Below are 20,989 nucleotides of genomic sequence, written 5' to 3'. Positions count from 1 at the left end.
CCGGTCGTCCCGGTCGTCGTTGCACCGGACGGACTGACGTCGAAGAGAAGGCTCGTCGGGCGAGAAGGCTCGTCGGGCGGGCCCTGGTTCGTACACCAAGAGCGCCCCGGGCCTCGGTGTGAGGTGCCCGGGGCGTGCTGCCGGCGCGGGACGGTATCGCCGCGCCGGGTGCCTCTGGTTATCCGAACTGGCCGGGCTGGTAGTCCCCGGCGGGCTGCTGGACGATGACGTTCATGCGGTTGTAGACGTTGATGAGGGCTATGAGCGACACCAGGGCGGCGAGCTGTTCGTCGTCGTAGTGCTTGGCGGCGTTCGCCCACGCCTCGTCCGTGACGCCACCGGCCGCGTCGGCGATACGGGTGCCCTGCTCCGTCAGCTCCAGGGCGGCGCGCTCGGCCTCGGTGAAGACCGTGGCCTCTCGCCAGGCCGCGACCAGGTTGAGCCGCAGCGAGGTCTCCCCGGCGGCAGCGGCGTCCTTGCTGTGCATGTCGGTGCAGAAGCCGCAGCCGTTGACCTGACTGGCGCGGAGCTTGACCAGTTCCTGCGTCGCGGCGGGCAGCGTCGAGTCCGAGATGACCTTGCCCGCCGAGTTGATGTGCTTCAGGAACTTGCCTGCGACCGGGTTGCCGAAGAGGTTCAAGCGAGCATCCATGGTGAGGTCCTCCGTCGTGTTTCGTGGTTACACACCTTTGACGGAGCGGCTCGGAACGATGTGACAGGACTGAATGTGACGTGCGTCACTCCGCCCCTGTCGCGGCAGGCGCCCGCTTCAGCGGTTCACGTCGGGTCGGGCGAGACGATGGCCGGGCCGCCGTCGAGGAGGCCGAGCAGGGCGTCGCGGTGGAGGCCCGCGATCGGGTCGAGAAGGTCCGGGTGGCGCAGCAGCGGCGCGGCATGGCGATCGCGCGGGCTGGGGACCGTCAGCCGGCGCGCATCGCCCACGGACTCGATGCCGTGGCGGGTCGCTGCCAGGCGGGCCGCTGCCGTGGCGGCGAGGTCTTCGTCGGACAGCAGGCAGGCCGCCCAGCTGACGACGGTTTCGTCCACCCAGGTGCGCCAGGCGTACTCGGCGGCGTCCAGCGGGTGGGCATCGGAGCCGGTGACGGAGTCCAGCCGCTCGGAGCCGCCGGGGCCGGCCAGGTTCAGCAGTTCGGCGTCCAGTGCGGTCGGGTGGCGCAGTGCGGCGGCGAAGGTGGCCGCCTGCCGTGCCTGGGCCTCGGCGAGGGCGTGGTTCAGCGGGCCGCTCGCCGGCGGGAACGCCGACAGCAGCCAGCGAGTGCAAGCGGCGATGACTGGCGAGAGATCGCTGGACAAGGCGGGCCGTCCTTCACGCGTGCCGGTCATTGCTCCGATTCCCGTGCGTGAGCGGCTCGCGAGCGCTCGCGCGTCCCGGGCAGCGTAGGGCGGCCATCCGAGCGGCGACAGGGCGTGCGTCACAGCCGCGATGCGCTCACCGGGAGCACTCATCGGGAGGGACCCGGCCCAAGGAGCCCGGTGAGGACGCGGTGCATCGTCCGCTCGAACAGCACCTGAGGGTCCTCCGCGGCATCCGGCTCGGTCTGATCGGCCATCGCGGCCGCGATGGCCGGATGGTCCCCGCGAGCGGCAGCTTCGCTCAGGTAGGCGGCCTGTGCCGCCTGGCGGTCGGTGGCTGTGTTGCCGCTCCGGAGTTCTGCCCGCGCGAACTGCGTGATCAGCGCGTTCATCAGGGCGACGGTTTCCATCCCGGTCCGGCCCGGCAGCCGGGCCGGCGCCAGTGCCCGCAGCGCGTAGTCCAGATAGTCCAGGCTCCGAGGGCCCAGCCGGAGCGGCTCCGGTGGAACGTCGAGCAGCCAGGGGTGCCGCAGATGGACGTCCTTGGTCCGGGCTGCCAGAGCGACCAGATCCTCGACGGGATCGCCCCTGAGCCCGATGCCGAGGTCGATCTCTCCGGCCACCGCGTCCGTCATCAGATCGAGCAGGTCCTCCCGGCCGGAGATGTAGCGGTAGAGGGATGCCTGGCCGGCGCCCAGGGCCTTGGCCACATGACGCATGGACACCGCCGACAGGCCGCTTCGGTCCGCCAGTTCGACGGCGACGACGGTCAACTCCGCGCGGCTGTGCACGGCCGCGGGGCCGCGGGCGCCGCGTTCGGGCCGCGCCCAGACGGTCACAGGGTCCTGAGCCACTTGCCCACCCGCCTCCTCCGTTCCCATGCGTACCTCCTTACTCTAAACTGCGAACACCGATCGCAGTTATGGAGGTTCCCGTGTCCTCGTCATCGGCACATCTGTGGGGCCCGGTCCGCCGGGCGGAGAACGGCCCGGTGCGGCTGGCCGTGGACCAGCTTTGTGAAGGGGCCGCCGGCGAGCCGCTTCTGCTGGTCACGGGTCTGGGGGTCAATCGGCTGTGGGTCCCGGACGGACTGTGCCGGATGCTCGCGGCGCAGGGCTTCGCGGTGGCCCGTTACGACCAGCGTGACGGCGGGGAGTCGACGCACCTGCCGCCCACCGCCACCGGCAACCCCCTCTCCGCGCTGTTCACCAAGCGCGGAGAGGCGTACACCGCCGAGGACATGGCGGATGACGCCGTCGCCGTCATGGACGCTCTGGGCTGGCGGTCGGCGCACCTGCTGGGCGTCTCACTCGGCGGCGCCGTCGCACAACGCGTGGCGATACGACACCCGGACCGCGTCCGGACGCTCACGTCCATGGCCGCCGTTCCCGGAGACACCTCGGGGCTGCGGGTCATGCGGTACATACGGATGAGGACGCTGGCAGCGTTCGCCCGGCTGCGGTTTCCCGACACCCCCGACGGGGCCGTCTCGGCCGGCATCGCCGTCGCCCGCCTTCTCGCCTCGCCGAACCGCGCCTTCGACGAGCGAGCGGCCCGAGAGGCCGCGGAGCGCAACGCCGACAGCGGTGTTCACGACCGGCAGGCACAGAGCCGCCAGATCGGCGCCCAATGGCACGGCCCGCCGATCAGCGCCATCACCCGGCCCACGCTGGTGCTCCACGGGGAGGACGACCCCCTCATCAAGCCCGGCGCAGGACGGGCGATCGCCTCCCGGATCAGCGATGCGCGCCTGGTCCTGCTGCCGGAGGTGGGCCATGAGCTCCCCGAATCAGCCTGGGGCAGCATCGTCACCGAAATCCGCGGCCTGGCCGACACCGCGCGCCACCTGCCCCCACGGCCCACCAGCTGAAGCGCTCGGACTCTGGAGCCGTGGCAGGAGGCGCCTCGGTGTGTGAACGATCTTTTACGCGCTCGGCTTCGGCGTGGGCGGGCGCCGCAGCTCGTCCCGCACGAGGCGGAGGTAGCGGTCCCAGTCCCAGTGCGGCCCGGGGTCGGTGTGGTCGGTGCCGGGCACTTCCACATGGCCGACGATGTGCTTCCGGTCGGCGGGTAGGCCGTAGCGCCGGCAGATTGCCGCCGTCAGCCGCGCCGACGAGGCGTACATGGCCGCCGTGAAGGATTCCGGGCGGTCCACGAAGCCCTCGTGCTCGATGCCGACGCTGCGTTCGTTGTAGCCGCGGTTGCCGGCGTGGAATGCCACGTCCAGCTCCCTGACCTGCTGCGCCACATGCCCGTCCTTGCGTACGACGTAGTGTGCGGCGGCGCCGTGCAGCGGGTCCTGGAAGACCTTCAGCGCCGTCGCGAAGCTGCCCTGCACGACATGGATGACCACCCGGTCGACCTCGTAGTCGGCCGGTCGGTCGGCGAACCGCCAGTTCGCCGGGGAGGCCTCCACCCACTGGGCGCCGCGGTAGTCCACCTCGCCGGCCTTGCGCGGTTTGCTGTTGCCCGGGAGGCGCCACCACCAGCGCACCAGCTCCGCCCGCCCGCCGTACGCCGCCGCGCCCGCGGCGACCAGGCCGCCGCCCCCGATCCACAGCGCACGCCTGCGCGTGATCGCGGGCCGGTCCCCCTCGCCCTCGGTTTTCCCCATGAGCTGCTTAACGCTTTCGGGGCTGTCGGTGGTTCCGTCTACCCTGGAGAGGTTATGACTGACGCTCCCCGCCGCCTCCGTGTACTCGCCGCCATGTCCGGCGGTGTCGACTCCGCCGTCGCCGCGGCCCGCGCCGCCGAGGCCGGCCACGACGTGACAGGCGTGCACCTCGCGCTCTCCGAGAACCCCAAGTCGTTCCGTACCGGCGCGCGCGGCTGCTGCACCATCGAGGATTCACACGACGCGCGCCGCGCCGCCGACGTCATCGGCATCCCCTTCTACGTCTGGGACCTCGCCGAGCGCTTCCGTGAGGATGTCGTCGACGACTTCATCGCGGAGTACGAGGCCGGGCGCACCCCCAACCCCTGCCTGCGCTGCAACGAGAAGATCAAGTTCGCCGCGCTGCTGGACAAGGCCCTCGCCCTCGGCTTCGACGCCGTCTGCACCGGCCACTACGCCACCGTCGTCCTGCGCGAGGACGGCACCCGCGAGCTGCACCGCGCCTCCGACATGGCCAAGGACCAGTCCTACGTCCTCGGCGTGCTGGACGACCGGCAGTTGGCGCACGCGATGTTCCCGCTGGGCGACACCCTCACCACCAAGCCCGAGATCCGCGAAGAGGCCGCCCGGCGCGGCCTGTTCGTCGCGAAGAAGCCCGACAGCCACGACATCTGCTTCATCGCCGACGGTGACACCCAGGGTTTTCTCGCCAAGCGGCTGGGCGCGGCCGAGGGCGACATCGTCGACGAGGCCGGCAACCGCCTCGGCACGCACGAAGGCGCGTACGGCTTCACGATCGGCCAGCGCAAGGGCCTGCGCATCGGCCACCCGGCCGCCGACGGCAAGCCGCGCTACGTCCTGGACATCTCCCCGGTCGACAACACCGTCACGGTCGGCCCCGTCGAGTCCCTCGACGTCACGGCGCTGACCGCCATCCGGCCCCGCTGGTGCGGCAGCCCCCCGGCCGCCGGCCTCGCCACCTACACCGCCCAGCTCCGCGCCCACGGCGGCGAGACGGAGGTGACGGCCGAGGTGGTGGACGACTCCGAACTCCAGGTCACCTTCACCGAGCCGGTCCGTGGCGTGGCCCCCGGCCAGGCGATCGTCCTCTACGACGGGAGCCGGGTCGTCGGCTCGGCGACCATCGCGACGACGGAGCGACGGGTGGCGGCGGGGGTCGAGTAGACCCGCGCCCGGTCAGTACGTGTAGAGCGCCGTGGTGTCGATTTCGGCGTCGATCGGGGCGTCGATCGGCACCGGCTCACCGAACTCCGCCTCCAGCGAGGCCCGGTAGTGCTCGCCGCTCGGCAGCGAGTAGAGCAGGCACTTGCCCTCTATGGGGTTCACGATGAGGTAGTACGGGATTCCGGCCTGAGCGTACTTCTTGACCTTTTTATCGGTGTCGTTCTCAGGGTTGGAGTCGGAGACGACCTCCCCGACGAGGATGACGTCCTCCGCGGGAAACTGCTTCAGTTGTGTGCCGCGGTAGGAAGGGTCGGCCACCGAGAAGTCAGGCCGCAGGAGGGTCTTACCGTGCCAACCGCCGTAGACCGTGTCGACCTCTGTCATGACGAACCACTTGGATAAAAGCTGGGACGCGATGGTGAGAACCATGTTGCCGTGAGCGCTGGTAACCACGGTGCTGAGGTAGACCTCTCCGTCGATCATTTCGGCGTGGTAGTCCGGGAACGCCGCGTCGAGTTCCTCGAAGCGCCGCATTTCTTCGGTCTGCACTGGGCTCTCCATCTGCGCCGTCATGGTGTGCCCTCCCCTTGCGTCCTGGTTCGTGCCAGCGTAGCTCTGCGTGAACGTCCCCGCACACAGTTGTTGTGCGTCTCCGCCCCCGTTGCCTCAGGCGGCACAGTGCACCTCCGAAGAGTCACGGCAGTCCAGGCAATACCCCGGGTGGGTGGCGCGGAAGGCGCGGTCGCAGCCGTCGCAGTTCTGGAGGGGGACGACGGGTGGGCGAGCGGAACCCGGGGGCGGGCTGGTGCGTGCCGGCGGACGCAGGGCCACCAGGCGGTGGGCCAGCAGGCGGGCCGGGCGGCGGGTGAGCCGCGCCGGGAGGCCCTGCGTGAGGGCGGCCGTGATCTCTTCGGCGGGTACGCCGCGAGCGAGCCAGTCCGTGACGGCCGGGGCCAGCGCGGCGATCTCGCGCTCCGAGAGCAGCAGACGGCGGTCGCGATGGGGGAGTCGGGCCAGGAGGTCCACGGCCTCGCGGTCGACTTCCGGGGCGACGGGGGAGGGGGCGGCTTCCCCGGAAGGTTGGCGGGGCGGCTCGGGGGACGGCCCGGGTGCCGGAGCGGGGTCGGGCGGCTCCTCGACGATGGCCACGGCACGCTCCTCCGGCGAGCTGGGCAGGCCCGGCACTCCTGGCCGTCCTGACTGCCCCGGGAGGTCGTAGGCGAAGGTGCGGGTGATGATCCGGCCGCGCGGGCCGCGTTCGACGCGTCGCTCCAGCCAGCCCTCGTCCTCCAGCTCGCGTAAAGCCTCGGCGATGGTGATCTTGCCCTCGGCGAAGTGCGTACAGAGCGCCTCGATGGTGATCGGTGCGCCGTCGGGGAGCGACAGGATGTACGCGGCGACGCCGACCGTGACCGCGCTACCGGCGCGCTGCGCAAGGCGGTTGGCGAGGACGGTGAAGTGAGAGGTCTGGCGCGTACGGATGTGGGTGACGCCGCCGGAAGTGCGCGAGGGCACGGACGAGGGCGCGTTAGACTGCGCTGAAGTCATGGGGAAGGGTTTCGCTTCCTTGTGATCAGGCCCTCGGACCGGGATTGCCGTCCCGCCGGGGGCCGTTCTGTGTGCGGTTGTGGTGCTGTGTCAGGCGTTGATCTGGGGCGAGCGTAACCGCATTCCGGACGCTCCCGTGCCCAACTCACCCGATGGGGTGAGTGGTTGGAGCGACGGTAGGTGGGTGGGGTTCTCTGCCCGGGTTCTTTGGTTGGCCGTCCGGCTCACCGGCGGACGGTGGGGCGGAACCTGGTGCCGCCCCACCGGTGTCCCGTCAGACGGCGTCCGGTGCGACCTGCGCGTATGCGACGAAGGATGCCCAGGAGGCGGGGCTGACCGCGATCGAGGGCAATGAGATGTCCTTGGAGTCGCGGACGTGGACGGTGCCGGGGCAGGCAGCCACCTCGACGCAGGCTTCGCCCTCGCTGCCGCTGTAGCTGGACTTCCTCCAGGCGACGGCGACTTCGACGCAGGCTTCGCCATCGCCGCCGCTGTAACTGCTCTTGAACCAAGCCAGTTCGGTGCTCATGCCTCTCCTGACAGCAGACGCTGAATGAGGGCTCGCGACGCCTCGGCGTCGAGGGCCTGAGATCGGATTGTCCCGTACCGGTGGCTCAGCACGCTTACGTCATCGGGTTCTGTCAGGAAATAACTGCCCTGTTGGCCTTCCACGTAGCCGATCGTGTGGTGGTCCGGTGTTTCCAGCAGCGTCATCGGACCGTCCACGCCAGCGTGCGTCTCCCGGGAGAGCGGCATGACTTGGATCTGAACGTTGTGCAGCTCGCCCAGCTTGATCAGGTGATGCAACTCGCCTTGCCATACGTTCCTTCCGCCAATCTTTCGCAGAAGTACGGACTCCTCCAGCACGAAGGTCATCCGGCACGCGGGCTTGCGTGTCTGGAGCTGCTGCGTGGCGAGGCGGGCCTGCACGACCTTGTCGATCTCCTCGTCGTCGAGGCTTGGCCGTCGCGAACGGAACACCGCCCGCGCATACTCCTCCGTCTGCAACAACCCGTGCAGGAAGTGGGTGGAGTACGCGTGCAACGCCAGCGCCTCCGCCTGGAGTTTGACGTACTCCTCGGCCCACACCGGGTGATGCTTCTCGGCCACGTCGGGGATCAGGACGCGCAGCAGGCCGTCGGCGCCCACGGCCGCGTCGATCGCGTCGACGTAGCCGGGCTTGGGCGGTCGTTCGCCGCGTTCGACCATCGCGATCAGGGACTCGGAGTACGGGACGAGCGCGCTCAGTTCGCGGCGGGTCATGCCGCGTTGCTCGCGTAAGTACCGGGACTGCTTGCCGAAGATCCGGAGGCTCACGGGCGGTTCGTCGTTATGGGGCATCGCACACCTCGCACAGTTGCGGAGTGGTAGCGCACAGTAGGCGCTGATCTGTGGCCAGGCTAGACGCGGACCGGAAGGCTTGTCCGCATGACGAATGAACCACCACGATCCGAACTTTCCGCGCCGCAGATGAGGCTGCTGCCCTGGAGTACCCCGGACGACCGCCCCTGTTTTCTGATCACCGACGGTGACGGCGGCCCGGTGTCCGATCTTGCCGACAGCATCGAGGAGATGCAGCTCGACATCGGCGAGGAACTGCTGCGGCACGCGCGCGCCCTGCACGCCGACCCGAAGGTCCCGGACCGCGAATTCCGCTTTCTGTCACGGCGGTTGGCGGAAGCGCTGAGCGACGCGTTACGGGTCGCACGGCACTGACCGCCGGCCGCTGGGGCCGGAGCGGGGGGCGGTGGTCCGGCCACCACCCCTCCTTCCACGGGAAACGCCCTGGCCAGGGCGGTCAGTGCCGGTCACTGCCGCGCCCAACTGCCGCCCCGCCGGCTGCGCCCGCTCAACCCGCCGAGCCGCCCCGCATGGCGCGGTAGAGGTCGCCGGCCCGCTGCGCGTACGCGTCCAGGTCGACCTTCTTCAAAGAGTTGGGCGCCTCACCCAACAGCAGCACCTCACCGACCGAACTGTTGTCGGCCCACACGCACAGGGGCAGGTAGTCGCCGTCCCCGGCGGCGACGCCGCAGCGCAGCAGGCCGTCCCGCGCGCCGCCGGACGGCAGGCGGAAGGTCTTCGGCTCGGTGGCCATCCGGTTGGGCGCGAAGGCCGCCTCGATTCGCCGGGCGGGGTCGGACACCGGGCCCGCCGCGGTGTGCACCGCCAGCCGCCCGTCGGGCGCGTCCTTAGGTACGTAGACCGAGTCGACCTGCGTCAGGCCCTTGAACTCCGGGTACTTCGACGCGTCCTGCTTCGCCACCGGGTACAGCTGCTCCGTGGCGTTCTTGTCGTAGAGCAGCTCCGTGGCGGCCGATTTCACCACTTTCGGTGCGCTCAGGCCGTGCGCCGCGGCGTCGTCGCGTGGTGACTCCTCGGAGCCGAGCAACCACCACGCCGCGATGCCACCGGTGATGAGCACCACAGCGGCGACGACCGCAACGATGATTCCGGTCCGACCGCGGGGCCCGGAGGGAGCAGGCGGCTGCGGGGCGCCGCCGTGAAGCGGCATGCCGGTCGGTGGCTGCGGCGGGCCGTACGGGGGTGATTGCGGGGGCTGTTGGCTCACGGTGGGCGTGCCCTTTACATGATCGATTGCAGGAACGGCCCATCTTGTCACCGCATGAACATGCCATTCGGTAGGGGTGCCTGCCCTCGTTCGTGGCTCAAGGACCGGCAAGTATGGTCGGCCCAGCGACCAGACGTCAGAGGGCCGTCGCGCCGGATGCCTCGGCAATCCGGGCCGCGGGCGGCCTTTCGTAGGGCCACGAAGGGAACGCAAGTCAATGTCGACTGTTCAAGCTGAGACCGGCCGCCGCACGGTGTCCACCGGGCCGTCCTCCCTGCACGCGGAGCTGGTACGACGGAACCCCGGCGAGCCGGAATTCCACCAGGCCGCTCTGGAGGTCCTGGAGACCCTGGCCCCCGTGCTGACCGCCCGCCCGGAGTTCGCCGAGGCCAAGATCCTCGAGCGGCTCTGCGAGCCGGAGCGGCAGATCATGTTCCGGGTGCCCTGGCAGGACGATTCCGGAGCCGTGCACGTCAACCGCGGCTTCCGGGTGGAATTCAACAGCGCGCTCGGCCCGTACAAGGGCGGTCTGCGCTTCCACGCGTCCGTGAACCTCGGGATCGTGAAGTTCCTCGGCTTCGAGCAGATCTTCAAGAACTCCCTCACCGGCCTGAACATCGGCGGCGGCAAGGGCGGCAGCGACTTCGACCCGCACGGCCGGTCGGACTCCGAGGTCATGCGGTTCTGCCAGTCGTTCATGACCGAACTGCACCGGCACCTCGGCGAGCACACCGACGTCCCCGCGGGGGACATCGGCGTCGGGGGCCGCGAGATCGGCTATCTCTTCGGGCAGTACCGGCGGATCACCAACCGCTGGGAGGCCGGCGTGCTGACCGGCAAGGGCCTGGCCTGGGGCGGTTCCACGGGCCGTACACAGGCCACCGGTTACGGCAATGTGCTCTTCACCGAGGAGATGCTCAAGCGGCGCGGCGAGGAGCTGGACGGCCAGCAGGTCGTCGTCTCCGGCTCCGGCAATGTCGCCATCTACACGATCGAGAAGGTCCAGGCACTCGGCGGCAATGTCCTGACGTGTTCGGACTCGGGCGGCTACGTCGTCGACGAGAAGGGCATCGACCTCGACCTGCTGAAGCAGATCAAGGAGGTCGAGCGCGGCCGGATCAGCGACTACGCCGAGCGCCGAGGGGTGTCGGCCACGTACGTGCCCGGCGGGCGGGTGTGGGACGTGCCGTGCGAGGTGGCGCTGCCCTCGGCCACCCAGAACGAGCTGGACGCGGACGCGGCCCGGGTCCTGCTCCGCAACGGCGTCAAGGCGGTCTCCGAAGGCGCCAACATGCCCACCACCCCGGAGGCGGTGACGCTCCTGAAGGAGGCCGGCGTGGCCTTCGGGCCGGGCAAGGCCGCCAACGCGGGCGGCGTCGCCACCAGCGCGCTGGAGATGCGGCAGAACTCCGCGCGGGAGTCCTGGGCCCTCGAACGGACCGAGGGTGAACTCGCGACGATCATGCGCACCATCCACGACACTTGCTACGAGACCGCCGAGCGGTTCGGGCTGCCCGGCGACTACGTGGCGGGCGCGAACATCGCCGGCTTCGAGCGGGTGGCGGACGCGATGCTGGACCAGGGCCTGATCTAGACAGGTGCCCGGCCCGGCGTCCCGGGCCGGGCCCCCGCGTCGGCCCAGGCGAGGGGCGCCGGCGAGGAGCCCGTACCGCGGCCCCCGCGCGGCTCGTAGGGTTCGGCATATGAACATCTGCGTCTTCTGCTCCGCCGCCGACCTCGACGACCGCTACGTCACCCCCGCCCGCGAGTTCGCCACGCTGCTCGGCAAGGGCGGCCACACGCTGGTCTGGGGCGGCTCGGACACCGGCCTGATGAAGGTGATGGCCGACGGTGTGCGCGTGGCGGGCGGGAAGCTGGTCGGCGTCTCCGTGGAGTTCCTCGCGCACAAGGCGTACGTGGGCGCGGACGAGATGATCGTCACCAAGGACCTCGCCGAGCGGAAGGCGCAGCTGCTGGCCCGCGCCGACGCCGTCGTCGTCATGGTCGGCGGCACGGGCACGCTCGACGAGGCCACCGAGATCCTGGAGCTGCGCAAGCACGGGCTGCACACCAAGCCGGTCGTGCTGCTGAACGCGGCCGGTTTCTACGACGGGTTGAAGCAGCAGTTCCTGCGGATGGATGCGGAGGGCTTCCTGCCGATCCCGCTCACCGATCTCGTCTTCTTCGCGGAGGACGGCGTCGGCGCCCTGGCCTACCTGGAGGAGAAGGCGGGCGTACAGGGCTGAGCCGCCGCGGCCGCCCGCCCCGGGGGCACCCCCGCCGCTCCGCACGCCTCGTTAGGATCGGCCGTATGGGTACGCACTTGATCACGGGCGCAGGGTCGGGCATCGGAGCGGCGGTCGCACGGCGGCTGGCGGAGCGCGGCGAGGAGCTGTGGCTGCTGGCGCGGAACGCGGTGCGGGCCAAGGAGCTGGCCGCGCAGTTCCCCGGCGCCCGGACGCTCGTGGGTGACCTGGCCACCCCGGAGAAGCTGTCCTGGGCCTTCGGCCAGCAGCCGCTGCCGGACCGGCTCGACTCCATCCAGCACATCGCCGGAGTGATCGAACTCGGTGCCGTCGGCGACCTGCCCGCCAAGGCGTGGCAGCGCCAGCTCGCGGCCAACCTCGTCGCACCCGCCGAGATCACCCGGCTGCTGCTGCCGATGGTGAGGCTCGCCCAGGGGCACGTCGTCTTCGTCAACTCCGGCGCCGGGCTGCACGCCCACGCGCAGTGGGGCGCGTACGCCGCGAGCAAGCACGGGCTGAAGGCGCTGGCCGACTCGCTGCGGGCGGAGGAGCACGGCAACGGCGTCCGCGTGACCTCGGTCTACCCGGGGCGCACCGCCACGCCCATGCAGGAGAGCACCCACCAGCAGGAGGGCAAGGAGTACGACCCGTCGCGCTGGATCGACCCGGAGTCCGTCGCCTCGACGGTCCTCGCGGCCATCGACCTGCCGCGGGACGCGGAGATCAACGACGTGTCGGTGCGGCCGGGCCGCTGAGCCCCGGGGCGGGCCGCACCCGCGGCCCGGTGGTTTCCCGGCGCGGCGACGTACGCTGCACGGGTGAGCACTGAAGCGAAGTCGACCGCGGCGGCGGGGTGCGGGTTCCGGGAGATCCGGGGGCTCGTCACCGAGCTGAGCCGTCGGCTCGACGCCCATCAGCGTGGCCGGATCGCCGAACTCGACCTCACGCCGACGCAGGCCAAGGCGCTGGAGGAACTCGGGGAGCCCCGGACGGCGCGGGAGCTGGCCGCGGCGTTGTGCTGCGAGCCGCCGAACGTCACCTACGTCATCTCCAAGCTGGAGAAGCAGGGCATGGTCGTGCGGCAGCCGCACCCCCTGGACGGGCGCGCCAAGCAGCTCGTACTGACCGAGGCGGGGCGGGAGTTGCGGCTCGACCTGCTGCGACGGATGGGTGCCGAGTCGCCGCTCGACCACCTGTCGGACGCGGAGCGGTCCGTTCTCCGCGACGACCTGCTGAAGGCGCTGGGGCGGGCGGACTGACGCCCGTCGCCCACCGATGACCCGACCGGGCCCCGGAGTTCTCTCCGGGGTCCGGCGCTTTCGTCTGCGTTCCGTAAAGTTATAGCTGTAACTATTGCCTCCGGAGATGGCTACAGCTTTAACTAAATCTCATGATCACTGACAGCGCGGTGCCGCACGCGCCGGCGAACGGACGGCGCGGCCGGGCAGCCCGGCGGCCCCGCACGCAGCGACGCGGCGGAGCCCAACTCCTCGTGCTGGCGCTCGGCTTCGTGATGGCGAGCCTGGACACCGGCATCATGAACGTCGCCGCCGACGACCTGCGTGCCCGGCTCGGCCTCACCATGTCGGGCCTCACCTGGGTCGTCGACGGCTACGTCCTCGCCTTCGCCTCGCTCCTGCTGCTCGCCGGCTCCCTCGCCAAACGGTTCGGGGCCCGCCGGATCTACCTCCTCGGCCTCGTCGTCTTCACCACCGCCTCCCTCCTGGGCGCCGCGGCCCCCGACGGCGCCGTCCTGGTGGCGGCCCGCGTCGCCCAAGGGGCGGGCGCAGCGCTCTTCATGCCCAGCTCGCTCTCCCTGCTGATGCACGCGTTCCCCGAGCCGGCCCGCCGCGCCAGGATCCTCGGGGTCTGGTCCGCGATCGTCTCCACGTCCGTGGGCCTCGCGCCGACCATCGGCGGACTGCTGGTCGGCACCCTCGGCTGGCGCAGCATCTTCCTCGTCAACCTCCCCATCGGCATCGCCGGCCTGCTCCTCACCCGCCGGTTCATCGCGGCCGTACCGGCGCGCGCCTCCGCGCTCGGTGGCACCGGCCACCTCCTGGGCCTGCTCACCCTGGGCTCGCTCAGCTACGGACTCATCGAGGGGCCGGACAACGGCTGGTCCGACCCGTGGGTGCTGGGCGCCTTCGCGGTCACCGTGCTCGCGGGCGCCGGATTCGCGCTACGGGAACGGTCCGCCCGGCACCCGATCCTGCCGGTCTCGCTCTTCGCGGACAGCAGCTTCGCCGCGGCCAACCTCGTGGGCTTCCTCTTCAACTTCGCCTTCTACGGGACGCTGTTCGTCCTCGGGCTCTTCCTCCAGACCGCGCGCGGTGCGACCCCGGTGGCCGCCGGACTGCAGATGCTGCCCGCGGTCCTGGTCCTCCCGTTCGGCAACATGCTCTACGCCCGCATCGGGCCACGCCTCGGCAACCGCACCGCGCTCACCGCCTCCCTCGGCCTCTCCGCCGCCGGTTACGCCGTGCTCGTCGCGCTCCTCACGCCCGGCCTGCCCTACTGGGCGATCGCGGTGGTCCTCGCCGTCGCCAACATCGGCGGCGGCGTCAGCTCCCCGGCGATGACCGGCGTCCTGATGGAGGCCGCGGGCCGTGAGCACGCCGACATCGGCAGCGCCACCCTGAACGCCAACCGGCAGGTCGGCTCCCTGGTCGGCATCGCCGGGATGGGCGCGGTGCTCACCGCGGCGGGCGGCGGGTACCAGGGCGCAGGCATCGCCTTCCTGCTGACGGCCGCTGCCCTGGCCGCCGCGGCGGCTATCGCCCTGCTGGGCATCCGCACCCGCGCCTGACGGCCCCGCCCGGTCCTTCCCGCACCCCCCACCTTCCGCATCCCTCCCACCCCGCCGCATACCCTTCCCGGGTGAGCGAGAACAGCACGTACGAGTGGGCCGCGGGCGCGGCGACCGGCATCGGATCGATGCCGGGCGGTGACGCGCGCGAAGCGGCGAAAACCGTCACCGGGTCCGTGGAGACCTTCCCCTACCTGCCGGAACTGCCGGCCCGGGGCCCCGGCGCCGACATGATCGGCCGGACCATCGGCATGCTCGTCGAGGTCTACGCCCATGTCGAGCCCAGCGGCTGGCGGATCAGCGACCGCCCGGGGCGCGACACCCGGCGCTCCGGATCGTGGCTCGGCGAAGACCTCGACGCCCTGGAGGAGTTCACCCAGGGCTACGAAGGGCTGCTGAAGGTCTCGGCCGTCGGCCCGTGGACGCTGGCGACCGCGCTGGAACTGCGCAACGGCGAGGCGGCGCTCAGCGACCCCGGCGCCTGCCGCTACCTCGCGGAGTCCCTGACGGAGGGGCTGCGCGGACACCTCGCGGACGTTCGGCGGCGGGTGCCGGGCGCCCAGGTCGTACTGCAACTTGACGAGCCGTCGCTGACGGCGGTGCTCCAGGGGCGGGTGCGGTCCGCGAGCGGCTATCGCACCCACCGGGCCGTGGACCGGGTGGTGGTCGAGGGCGCCCTGCGCGACCTCATCGGCGCGGCGGACGGCGGGCCCGTGGTCGTCCACTCGTGCGCCCCCGAGGTGCCGTTCGGGCTGCTGCGGCGGGCCGGCGCCGCGGGCATCTCGTTCGATTTCTCCCTGCTCACCGAGCGTGAGGAAGAGGCGATCGGCGAGGCCGTCGAGGGCGGTACGGCGCTGTTCGCGGGCGTGGTGCCCGGCGTGGACAGTCGATTGTCAGACCCTGCCGGTAGCGTCATGGGTGTCAGGACGCTGTGGCGCAGGCTGGGGCTGGCACCGGGCACCCTCGCGGAGTCCGTGGTCGTCACCCCGTCGTGCGGACTGGCGGGCGCTTCGCCCGGATATGCCCGCTCGGCCCTCGCCCACTGCGTCCGGGCGGCGAGATCGCTCGCAGACAACCCTGAGTGACGGCACTCAAGGACCACGGGAGGACAAGACGGTGGCTGGCGAACAGCACGCAGCGGTATCCGAGGTGCCCGCAGCGGCGCGGGAGAAGCACGCGCAGCTCGCTGAGCAGATCGAGGAGCATCGCTTCCGTTACTACGTGAAGGACGCCCCGGTCGTCAGCGACGCGGAGTTCGACAAGCTGCTGCGCTCCCTGGAGGCCGTGGAGGCCGAATACCCGGAGCTGCGCACCCCGGACTCGCCCACCCAGAAGGTCTCCGGGGCGTACGCCACGGAGTTCACCGAGGTCGCGCACCGCGAACGGATGCTCTCCCTCGACAACGCCTTCGACAACGACGAGTTGGCCGCCTGGGCCGAGCGGCTGGCGGGGGAGCTGGGCGGCGACCCGAAGAGCGCCGGGTACCACTTCCTGTGCGAGCTGAAGGTCGACGGCCTCGCGGTCAACCTCACCTACGAGCACGGCCGGCTGACCCGCGCCGCCACCCGGGGCGACGGCCGCACCGGCGAGGACATCACCCCCAACGTCCGCACCATCGCCGAGATCCCGCACCGCCTCGAAGGCGACCGGGTCCCGGAGCTGGTCGAGGTCCGCGGGGAGGTCTACTTCCCGATGGAGAAGTTCCTCGAACTCAACGAACGCCTGGTGGCCGAGGGCAAGCCGCCGTTCGCCAACCCGCGCAACGCCGCGGCCGGTTCGCTCCGTCAGAAGGACCCCAAGGTCACCGCCGGCCGCCCGCTGCACATGGTCGTGCACGGCACCGGAGCCCGCGAAGGTCTCGACATCGACCGCCAGTCGCAGGGCTACGACCTGCTGCGCGAGTGGGGCCTGCCCACCGCCGCCCACAACAGGGTGGTCGACTCCCTCGAAGCGGTACGCGAGTTCATCGCCCACTACGGCGACGCCGACACCCGCCGCAATGCCGTCGAGCACGAGATCGACGGCGTGGTCGTCAAGCTCGACGAAATCCGGCTCCAGGGGCGGCTGGGCTCGACCTCGCGGGCGCCGCGCTGGGCGATCGCCTGGAAGTACCCGCCGGAGGAGGTCAACACCAAGCTGGTGGACATCCGCGTCGGCGTCGGCCGCACCGGACGGGTCACGCCGTACGCGGTGGTCGAGCCGGTGACGGTCGCGGGCTCCGAGGTGGAGTTCGCGACCCTGCACAACCAGGACGTGGTCAAGGCCAAGGGCGTCTTCATCGGGGACACCGTCGTGCTGCGCAAGGCCGGCGACGTCATCCCCGAGATCCTCGGCCCGGTGGTCGACCTGCGGGACGGCACCGAGCGGGAGTTCGTCATGCCGGCCGAGTGCCCCGAGTGCGGGACGGCCCTGCAGCCCGCCAAGGAAGGCGATATCGACCTGCGGTGCCCCAACGCCCGGTCCTGCCCCGCCCAGATCCGTGAGCGGCTGTTCTACCTGGCCGGCCGCAAGTGCCTGGACATCGAGAACTTCGGCTATGTGGCGGCCACCGCTCTCAGCCAGCCGCTGGAGCCGGCCGAGCCGCCGCTGAAGGACGAAGGCGACCTCTTCAGCCTCTCCATCGAACAGCTGCTGCCCATCAAGTCCTATGTCCTGGACCCGGACTCCGGCCTGCCCAAGCGCGACCCGAAGACCGGCGAGGAGAAGGTCGTCACCTTCTTTGCCAACCAGAAGGGCGAGCCGAAGAAGAACGCCCTCGCCATGCTGGAGAACATCCAGGCTGCCAAGGAGCGTCCGCTGGCCCGGATCATCACCGGGCTCTCGATCCGGCATGTGGGCCCGGTGGCGGCGGAGGCGCTGGCCCGCGAGTTCCGCTCGCTGGACCGCATCCGGGACGCGAGCGAGGAGGAGTTGGCCGCCGTCGACGGCGTCGGAGCGACCATCGCCGCCTCGCTGAAGCAGTGGTTCGCGGAGGAGTGGCACCAGCAAATCATCGAAAGCTGGCGGGCCGCGGGCGTCCGGATGGAGGAGGAGCATTCGGGTGACGAAGGCCCACGCCCCCTCGAAGGCGTCACCGTCGTCGTAACGGGCACACTTCAGTCACACACCAGAGATGGCGCGAAAGAGGCCCTCCAGAGTCTCGGAGCGAAGGTGACCGGATCCGTTTCGAAGAAGACCGGTTTCGTGGTGGTCGGAGACAACCCCGGTTCCAAGTACGACAAAGCCATGCAGTTGAAGGTCCCAGTGCTGGATGATGACGGCTTCGCCGTGCTGCTGGAGCAGGGCCCCGACGCAGCACGAGCGGTAGCTGTCACTCCGCCTGAGGAGGAGTGAGGAGTCAGCCCATCGGCGCATATCAGATTGATCCGGGAGGCCGGGTCGCATTCGGGCAACCACTGCCGATCGCTGCCCGCGGCGGCCTTCCGCGGCCTACTGTTGGGATGTGCGCCTGCCGTGGCGCGGGCACAGCCGGCTGTGAGAGGGATCGGAATGAAACCGACCGACAGCGCCGCTCCGGCGTCGCGGCTGCGCCGGCTCGTCGTGCCCGCGCTGCCCGCGACCCTCGTCACCGTGGCGGGCCTCGCGCTCGTCACGGGTGTGGTCCGGACTCTCGGCGAGGGTGAGGCGCTCTTCCCGGGAGGCTCCGTCGGCTGGTCGCTGGCGGTCCTGACCGGCGTCATCGTGGGGCACCTCGTCGCCCTCGGCCGCGATCGCTGGTGGGGCGGCACGGGCTCCGGCGCGGCGCTCGCCCTCGCCGTCCTGCTCCTCTACGGCTGGCTGCCCGCCGTCCTGGTCAGCCTCGCCGTCGTCGTGCTCGTCGGCGCCGCCCGCCGGCACCGCTGGCGGCAGGCCGTGGTGCACGGCGCCGTCGACGTCCTCGGTCTCGGCGCCGCGGCGCTCGGCCTGGCCGCGTTCGGCGTCGTCTCCAGCGTCCGGCAGCCCTGGACGCCGGACGCCTGGGACCTGTCGGTGCTTCCGGAGGTCGTCACCGCGGCCGGCGGCTATCTCCTCGTCAGCCGGGGCCTGTTGTGGCTCACCCTGACCCCGCACACCGGCGGACTGCCCACCATCGCCCGAACGGCCGTGGTCCGGCAGGCTCTCGTCGGCGTCGCGCTGCTCGGGATCTCCCCGCTGATCGCCATCTGCGCCGTCCACGCACCGCTGCTGCTGCCCCTGTTCGCCGTCCCGCTCATCGCCCTGGACTCCACCCTGTGGATCGCCAGGGCCCGCGCCGAGGAGCAGTTGCGCGACCCGCTCACCGGCCTGCCCAACCGCCAGTGGCTGCTGGAGCGCACCTGGACCGCACTCGACGAGGCCGAACGGGTCGGCGCCCGCTCGGCATTGGTCCTCATCGACCTGGACCGCTTCCGCTCCGTCAACGACACCCTCGGCCACCTCGCCGGTGACCGCCTGCTGCTGCAGATCGCCGACCGGCTGCGGCATGCCCTGCCGCGCGGCGCCGAGGCCGCCCGGCTCGGCGGCGACGAGTTCGCCGTCCTGCTGCCGACCACCGACTCCCTCACCAGCTCCCAGCGGGTGGCCCGCAACCTCGTCGCGGCCCTCGGATCCCCGCTGGACCTCGACGGCCTGACCCTGGTGCTCGAAGCCAGCGCCGGCGTCGCGGTCTTCCCCGACCACGCCCTCGACGCGGAAGGGCTGTTGCGCCGCGCCGATGTGGCGATGTATCAGGCCAAGCGCGATCGCAGCGGCGTGGAGCTCTACGAAGCCAAGCGCGACGGCAACACCCCGGACCGGCTCGGCCTGTTGGGCGACCTGCGCCGCGCCCTGGACGCCGGCGACGTCGAGCTGCACTACCAGCCCAAGGTCGGCTTCGACGGCCATGTCGCGGGCCTGGAGGCACTGGTCCGCTGGGTGCACCCGGACCGCGGCAGAGTGCCACCGGACGAATTCATCGCCATCGCCGAGTCCTCCGGCCTGATGCCACGGCTGACCGAGTACGTCCTGGAGACCGCGCTCGCCCAGGTGGCGCGGTGGCGTGCGATGGGCCTGGACGTGCCGGTCGCGGTCAATGTCTCACCCCGCGACGTGCACTCCCCGGGCTTCGCCGGAGCGGTCGCCGCCCGCCTCGCCCGGCACCGGGTCCCACCCGGCTCGCTCCAGCTGGAGATAACCGAGCACGTCCTCCTGGAGGACCCGCAGCGGGCCGCCGACACCCTCGCCGGCCTGACCGCCCACGGCGTGAAGATGTCCCTCGACGACTTCGGCACCGGCTACTCCTCCCTCGTCCACCTCAGGCGCCTGCCGGTCAGCGAACTCAAGATCGACCGCTCGTTCGTGGCGCGGCTGGCCGTCGACAACGAGGACGCCGAGATCGTCCGCTGCACCCTCGACCTCGCGCACTCACTCGGCCTGGTGGTCGTCGCGGAGGGCGTCGAGGACGACGAGACCTGGGAGCGACTGCGCGACCTCGGCTGTGACGCCGTCCAGGGCTGGCTGGTGGCCGCGGCGATGCCACCGGACGAGACCACGGCATGGCTGAGGGCCCGCGGTGAGCACGGCTGGCACCGCGAGTCGGAGACGGCCGCCCTGGCGGCGGAGAAGGCAGCAGAGAGCCCTTCCGGACAGGTCCTGAACTGACCCGGCCACCGGCCGTCCCGTGTCCACGCTCCGACACCCCCGCACAGCCCCCGGCACTCCCGCCCCCGGTACCCCGGCTCCCGCCGGAGGGCCACGACACACCTCACGGGCCCACGGAGCCCGGCACCCCGCAGCCGCCCGCCCATGAGCCGAGCGGACACGAGCCGCCTCCGCACGGGCGCACCGAATCCGAGGCGGAGGAGCCCACGGACGGGCCGGCCGAGCAGGAGCAGCCTGCCCCGGAGCCTTCGGAGCCAGAGCCAGAGCCAGAGCCCGAGCCCGAGCCCGAGCCCGAGCCCGAGCCCGAGGCCGAGCCCGAGGCCGAGCCCGGACCCGCCGCGCCCGAGCTCGCGCCCCAGCCCGTGTCTCCCGGGCCCGGCTCAGGACCCGCCGCGTCTGAACCCGGGCCTACCTCCGGGCCCACCGAACCGAACGGCCCCGCGGACCCCGCCGACCGCACCGAGCCGACGCACCCCGCCGGACCGTCGCCCGCCGAGACGCCGCCCGCGGAGACCCGTCGGCCCACCGAAGGCTCGTAGGGGCGGCAGGAGCTGCGGCGGGAGGGCCGGGCGAGGTGCCGTGGGCCGGGGGTCGGGCGTGGCTGCCGGCAGCCTTTCTGCATCTCGCTCACGTCTTCGGCGCGTCTCCGCGCGTCTTCTGCGGGCTTCTGCGGCTTACTTCACGGAGCGTGGCAGGGACGCGGCGACGGCCCGCTGGGAAGCGTTTCGCGGGAGCTGTCGCCGACGCCATAGGATTGGGCCGAAAAAGTCCATAGAAACACTCCGCCAAGAACACCAGAGGATCGCTGCATGCCTGGCATCACGCGCGAGGAGGTCGCCCACCTCGCCCGGCTGGCACGTCTGGAGCTGAAGGCCGAAGAGCTCGACCACTTCGCCGGACAGCTCGACGACATCATCGGCGCGGTCGCCCGCGTCTCAGAGGTCGCCGACCAAGACGTACCGCCGACCTCCCACCCGCTGCCCCTGACCAATGTCATGCGCGCGGACGAGGTCCGTCCGTCGCTGGCCCCCGAGCAGGCGCTCTCCGGCGCCCCGGCCCAGGAGCAGCAGCGTTTCAAGGTGCCGCAGATCCTGGGGGAGGAGTGA

The 20,989-nt window shown here is 71.2% G+C and carries 21 protein-coding genes; 12 read left to right on the top strand and 9 right to left on the bottom strand.

What is annotated here, in order from left to right; all coding sequences use genetic code 11:
- Positions 1-178 precede the first annotated feature (178 nt).
- The 3 genes from ACH4FH_RS20655 to ACH4FH_RS20645 form a co-directional block, all read right to left on the bottom strand.
- Complete coding sequence (locus ACH4FH_RS20655; protein WP_398557315.1) at positions 179-652, bottom strand: carboxymuconolactone decarboxylase family protein; 474 nt, start codon at positions 650-652, stop codon at positions 179-181.
- Between the two features lie 125 nt (positions 653-777).
- Positions 778-1,314 (bottom strand): hypothetical protein, encoded by a 537-nt coding sequence (locus ACH4FH_RS20650; RefSeq protein ID WP_398557314.1) that lies wholly within the window; start codon positions 1,312-1,314, stop codon positions 778-780.
- 149 nt (positions 1,315-1,463) lie between these two features.
- On the bottom strand, positions 1,464-2,195 hold the full coding sequence (locus ACH4FH_RS20645) for a TetR/AcrR family transcriptional regulator (protein ID WP_398557313.1): 732 nt from the start codon (positions 2,193-2,195) through the stop codon (positions 1,464-1,466).
- Between the two features lie 53 nt (positions 2,196-2,248).
- Between ACH4FH_RS20645 and ACH4FH_RS20640 the strand changes: the two genes are divergently transcribed.
- Positions 2,249-3,184, top strand: a complete 936-nt coding sequence (locus ACH4FH_RS20640; RefSeq protein ID WP_398557312.1) for an alpha/beta fold hydrolase — start codon at positions 2,249-2,251, stop codon at positions 3,182-3,184.
- A 54-nt stretch (positions 3,185-3,238) separates the two neighbouring features.
- Here ACH4FH_RS20640 and ACH4FH_RS20635 read toward each other — a convergent pair whose 3' ends face one another.
- Complete coding sequence (locus ACH4FH_RS20635; RefSeq protein ID WP_398557311.1) at positions 3,239-3,928, bottom strand: N-acetylmuramoyl-L-alanine amidase; 690 nt, start codon at positions 3,926-3,928, stop codon at positions 3,239-3,241.
- Between the two features lie 54 nt (positions 3,929-3,982).
- Here ACH4FH_RS20635 and mnmA point away from each other — a divergent pair, with 54 nt between their 5' ends.
- Entirely contained in the window at positions 3,983-5,113 is a 1,131-nt protein-coding gene (mnmA, locus tag ACH4FH_RS20630; RefSeq protein WP_398557310.1) for a tRNA 2-thiouridine(34) synthase MnmA, read from the top strand.
- Positions 5,114-5,125: 12 nt separating this feature from the next.
- Here mnmA and ACH4FH_RS20625 read toward each other — a convergent pair whose 3' ends face one another.
- The 4 genes from ACH4FH_RS20625 to ACH4FH_RS20610 all read right to left on the bottom strand — a co-directional run bounded on the left by ACH4FH_RS20625 (position 5,126) and on the right by ACH4FH_RS20610 (position 8,002).
- Entirely contained in the window at positions 5,126-5,662 is a 537-nt protein-coding gene (locus tag ACH4FH_RS20625; RefSeq protein WP_398557309.1) for a Uma2 family endonuclease, read from the bottom strand.
- Between the two features lie 117 nt (positions 5,663-5,779).
- Positions 5,780-6,661 carry a hypothetical protein gene (locus ACH4FH_RS20620; protein WP_398557308.1) on the bottom strand — a complete coding sequence of 294 codons (882 nt, stop codon included), beginning with the start codon at positions 6,659-6,661 and terminating at the stop codon, positions 5,780-5,782.
- A 274-nt stretch (positions 6,662-6,935) separates the two neighbouring features.
- Positions 6,936-7,190, bottom strand: a complete 255-nt coding sequence (locus ACH4FH_RS20615) for a DUF397 domain-containing protein (protein WP_398557307.1) — start codon at positions 7,188-7,190, stop codon at positions 6,936-6,938.
- Positions 7,187-8,002, bottom strand: a complete 816-nt coding sequence (locus ACH4FH_RS20610) for a Scr1 family TA system antitoxin-like transcriptional regulator (RefSeq protein WP_398557306.1) — start codon at positions 8,000-8,002, stop codon at positions 7,187-7,189. The genes ACH4FH_RS20615 and ACH4FH_RS20610 overlap by 4 nt, the downstream gene beginning before the upstream one ends.
- Positions 8,003-8,089: 87 nt before the next feature.
- Between ACH4FH_RS20610 and ACH4FH_RS20605 the strand changes: the two genes are divergently transcribed.
- Positions 8,090-8,377 (top strand): hypothetical protein, encoded by a 288-nt coding sequence (locus ACH4FH_RS20605; protein ID WP_398557305.1) that lies wholly within the window; start codon positions 8,090-8,092, stop codon positions 8,375-8,377.
- A gap of 133 nt (positions 8,378-8,510) precedes the next feature.
- Here the strand turns inward: ACH4FH_RS20605 and ACH4FH_RS20600 are convergent, their stop codons facing one another.
- Positions 8,511-9,173 carry a hypothetical protein gene (locus ACH4FH_RS20600; RefSeq protein ID WP_398557304.1) on the bottom strand — a complete coding sequence of 221 codons (663 nt, stop codon included), beginning with the start codon at positions 9,171-9,173 and terminating at the stop codon, positions 8,511-8,513.
- 274 nt (positions 9,174-9,447) lie between these two features.
- Between ACH4FH_RS20600 and gdhA the strand changes: the two genes are divergently transcribed.
- The 9 genes from gdhA to gatC all read left to right on the top strand — a co-directional run bounded on the left by gdhA (position 9,448) and on the right by gatC (position 20,989).
- Positions 9,448-10,824, top strand: coding sequence for an NADP-specific glutamate dehydrogenase (gdhA, locus tag ACH4FH_RS20595; protein WP_398557303.1), 1,377 nt, complete (start codon positions 9,448-9,450; stop codon positions 10,822-10,824).
- Positions 10,825-10,933: 109 nt separating this feature from the next.
- On the top strand, positions 10,934-11,476 hold the full coding sequence (locus tag ACH4FH_RS20590; RefSeq protein ID WP_398557302.1) for a TIGR00730 family Rossman fold protein: 543 nt from the start codon (positions 10,934-10,936) through the stop codon (positions 11,474-11,476).
- A 65-nt stretch (positions 11,477-11,541) separates the two neighbouring features.
- Positions 11,542-12,231, top strand: coding sequence for an SDR family oxidoreductase (locus ACH4FH_RS20585; protein ID WP_398557301.1), 690 nt, complete (start codon positions 11,542-11,544; stop codon positions 12,229-12,231).
- A gap of 63 nt (positions 12,232-12,294) precedes the next feature.
- Positions 12,295-12,735 carry a MarR family winged helix-turn-helix transcriptional regulator gene (locus ACH4FH_RS20580; RefSeq protein ID WP_398557300.1) on the top strand — a complete coding sequence of 147 codons (441 nt, stop codon included), beginning with the start codon at positions 12,295-12,297 and terminating at the stop codon, positions 12,733-12,735.
- Positions 12,736-12,866: 131 nt separating this feature from the next.
- Complete coding sequence (locus ACH4FH_RS20575) at positions 12,867-14,285, top strand: MFS transporter (protein WP_398557299.1); 1,419 nt, start codon at positions 12,867-12,869, stop codon at positions 14,283-14,285.
- Positions 14,286-14,413: 128 nt separating this feature from the next.
- Positions 14,414-15,370: a methionine synthase gene (locus tag ACH4FH_RS20570; protein ID WP_398557372.1), complete on the top strand. Its 957-nt coding sequence runs from the start codon at positions 14,414-14,416 to the stop codon at positions 15,368-15,370.
- Between the two features lie 31 nt (positions 15,371-15,401).
- Complete coding sequence (gene ligA / locus ACH4FH_RS20565; RefSeq protein ID WP_398557298.1) at positions 15,402-17,618, top strand: NAD-dependent DNA ligase LigA; 2,217 nt, start codon at positions 15,402-15,404, stop codon at positions 17,616-17,618.
- Positions 17,619-17,774: 156 nt separating this feature from the next.
- Positions 17,775-19,883, top strand: coding sequence for a putative bifunctional diguanylate cyclase/phosphodiesterase (locus ACH4FH_RS20560; protein WP_398557297.1), 2,109 nt, complete (start codon positions 17,775-17,777; stop codon positions 19,881-19,883).
- A gap of 809 nt (positions 19,884-20,692) precedes the next feature.
- Complete coding sequence (gene gatC / locus ACH4FH_RS20555; protein WP_398557296.1) at positions 20,693-20,989, top strand: Asp-tRNA(Asn)/Glu-tRNA(Gln) amidotransferase subunit GatC; 297 nt, start codon at positions 20,693-20,695, stop codon at positions 20,987-20,989.

The organism is Streptomyces sp. NPDC017993, from assembly GCF_044328065.1.
In the GTDB taxonomy this organism is placed as follows: domain Bacteria; phylum Actinomycetota; class Actinomycetes; order Streptomycetales; family Streptomycetaceae; genus Streptomyces.
Note: the sequence above shows the minus strand (reverse complement) of the source record. Positions and strands in the feature narration are given on the sequence as shown.

Bases quoted from the DNA above. Each gene is read 5' to 3' on its own strand.
- ACH4FH_RS20655 (WP_398557315.1), bottom strand. From the start codon at position 652: ATGGATGCTCGCTTGAACCTCTTCGGCAACCCGGTCGCAGGCAAGTTC.
- ACH4FH_RS20645 (WP_398557313.1), bottom strand. From the start codon at position 2,195: ATGGGAACGGAGGAGGCGGGTGGGCAAGTGGCTCAGGACCCTGTGACC.
- ACH4FH_RS20635 (WP_398557311.1), bottom strand. From the start codon at position 3,928: ATGGGGAAAACCGAGGGCGAGGGGGACCGGCCCGCGATCACGCGCAGG.
- mnmA (WP_398557310.1), top strand. From the start codon at position 3,983: ATGACTGACGCTCCCCGCCGCCTCCGTGTACTCGCCGCCATGTCCGGC.
- ACH4FH_RS20620 (WP_398557308.1), bottom strand. From the start codon at position 6,661: ATGACTTCAGCGCAGTCTAACGCGCCCTCGTCCGTGCCCTCGCGCACT.
- ACH4FH_RS20615 (WP_398557307.1), bottom strand. From the start codon at position 7,190: ATGAGCACCGAACTGGCTTGGTTCAAGAGCAGTTACAGCGGCGGCGAT.
- ACH4FH_RS20610 (WP_398557306.1), bottom strand. From the start codon at position 8,002: ATGCCCCATAACGACGAACCGCCCGTGAGCCTCCGGATCTTCGGCAAG.
- ACH4FH_RS20605 (WP_398557305.1), top strand. From the start codon at position 8,090: ATGACGAATGAACCACCACGATCCGAACTTTCCGCGCCGCAGATGAGG.
- ACH4FH_RS20600 (WP_398557304.1), bottom strand. From the start codon at position 9,173: ATGCCGCTTCACGGCGGCGCCCCGCAGCCGCCTGCTCCCTCCGGGCCC.
- gdhA (WP_398557303.1), top strand. From the start codon at position 9,448: ATGTCGACTGTTCAAGCTGAGACCGGCCGCCGCACGGTGTCCACCGGG.
- ACH4FH_RS20590 (WP_398557302.1), top strand. From the start codon at position 10,934: ATGAACATCTGCGTCTTCTGCTCCGCCGCCGACCTCGACGACCGCTAC.
- ACH4FH_RS20585 (WP_398557301.1), top strand. From the start codon at position 11,542: ATGGGTACGCACTTGATCACGGGCGCAGGGTCGGGCATCGGAGCGGCG.
- ACH4FH_RS20575 (WP_398557299.1), top strand. From the start codon at position 12,867: ATGATCACTGACAGCGCGGTGCCGCACGCGCCGGCGAACGGACGGCGC.
- ACH4FH_RS20570 (WP_398557372.1), top strand. From the start codon at position 14,414: ATGCCGGGCGGTGACGCGCGCGAAGCGGCGAAAACCGTCACCGGGTCC.
- ACH4FH_RS20560 (WP_398557297.1), top strand. From the start codon at position 17,775: ATGAAACCGACCGACAGCGCCGCTCCGGCGTCGCGGCTGCGCCGGCTC.
- gatC (WP_398557296.1), top strand. From the start codon at position 20,693: ATGCCTGGCATCACGCGCGAGGAGGTCGCCCACCTCGCCCGGCTGGCA.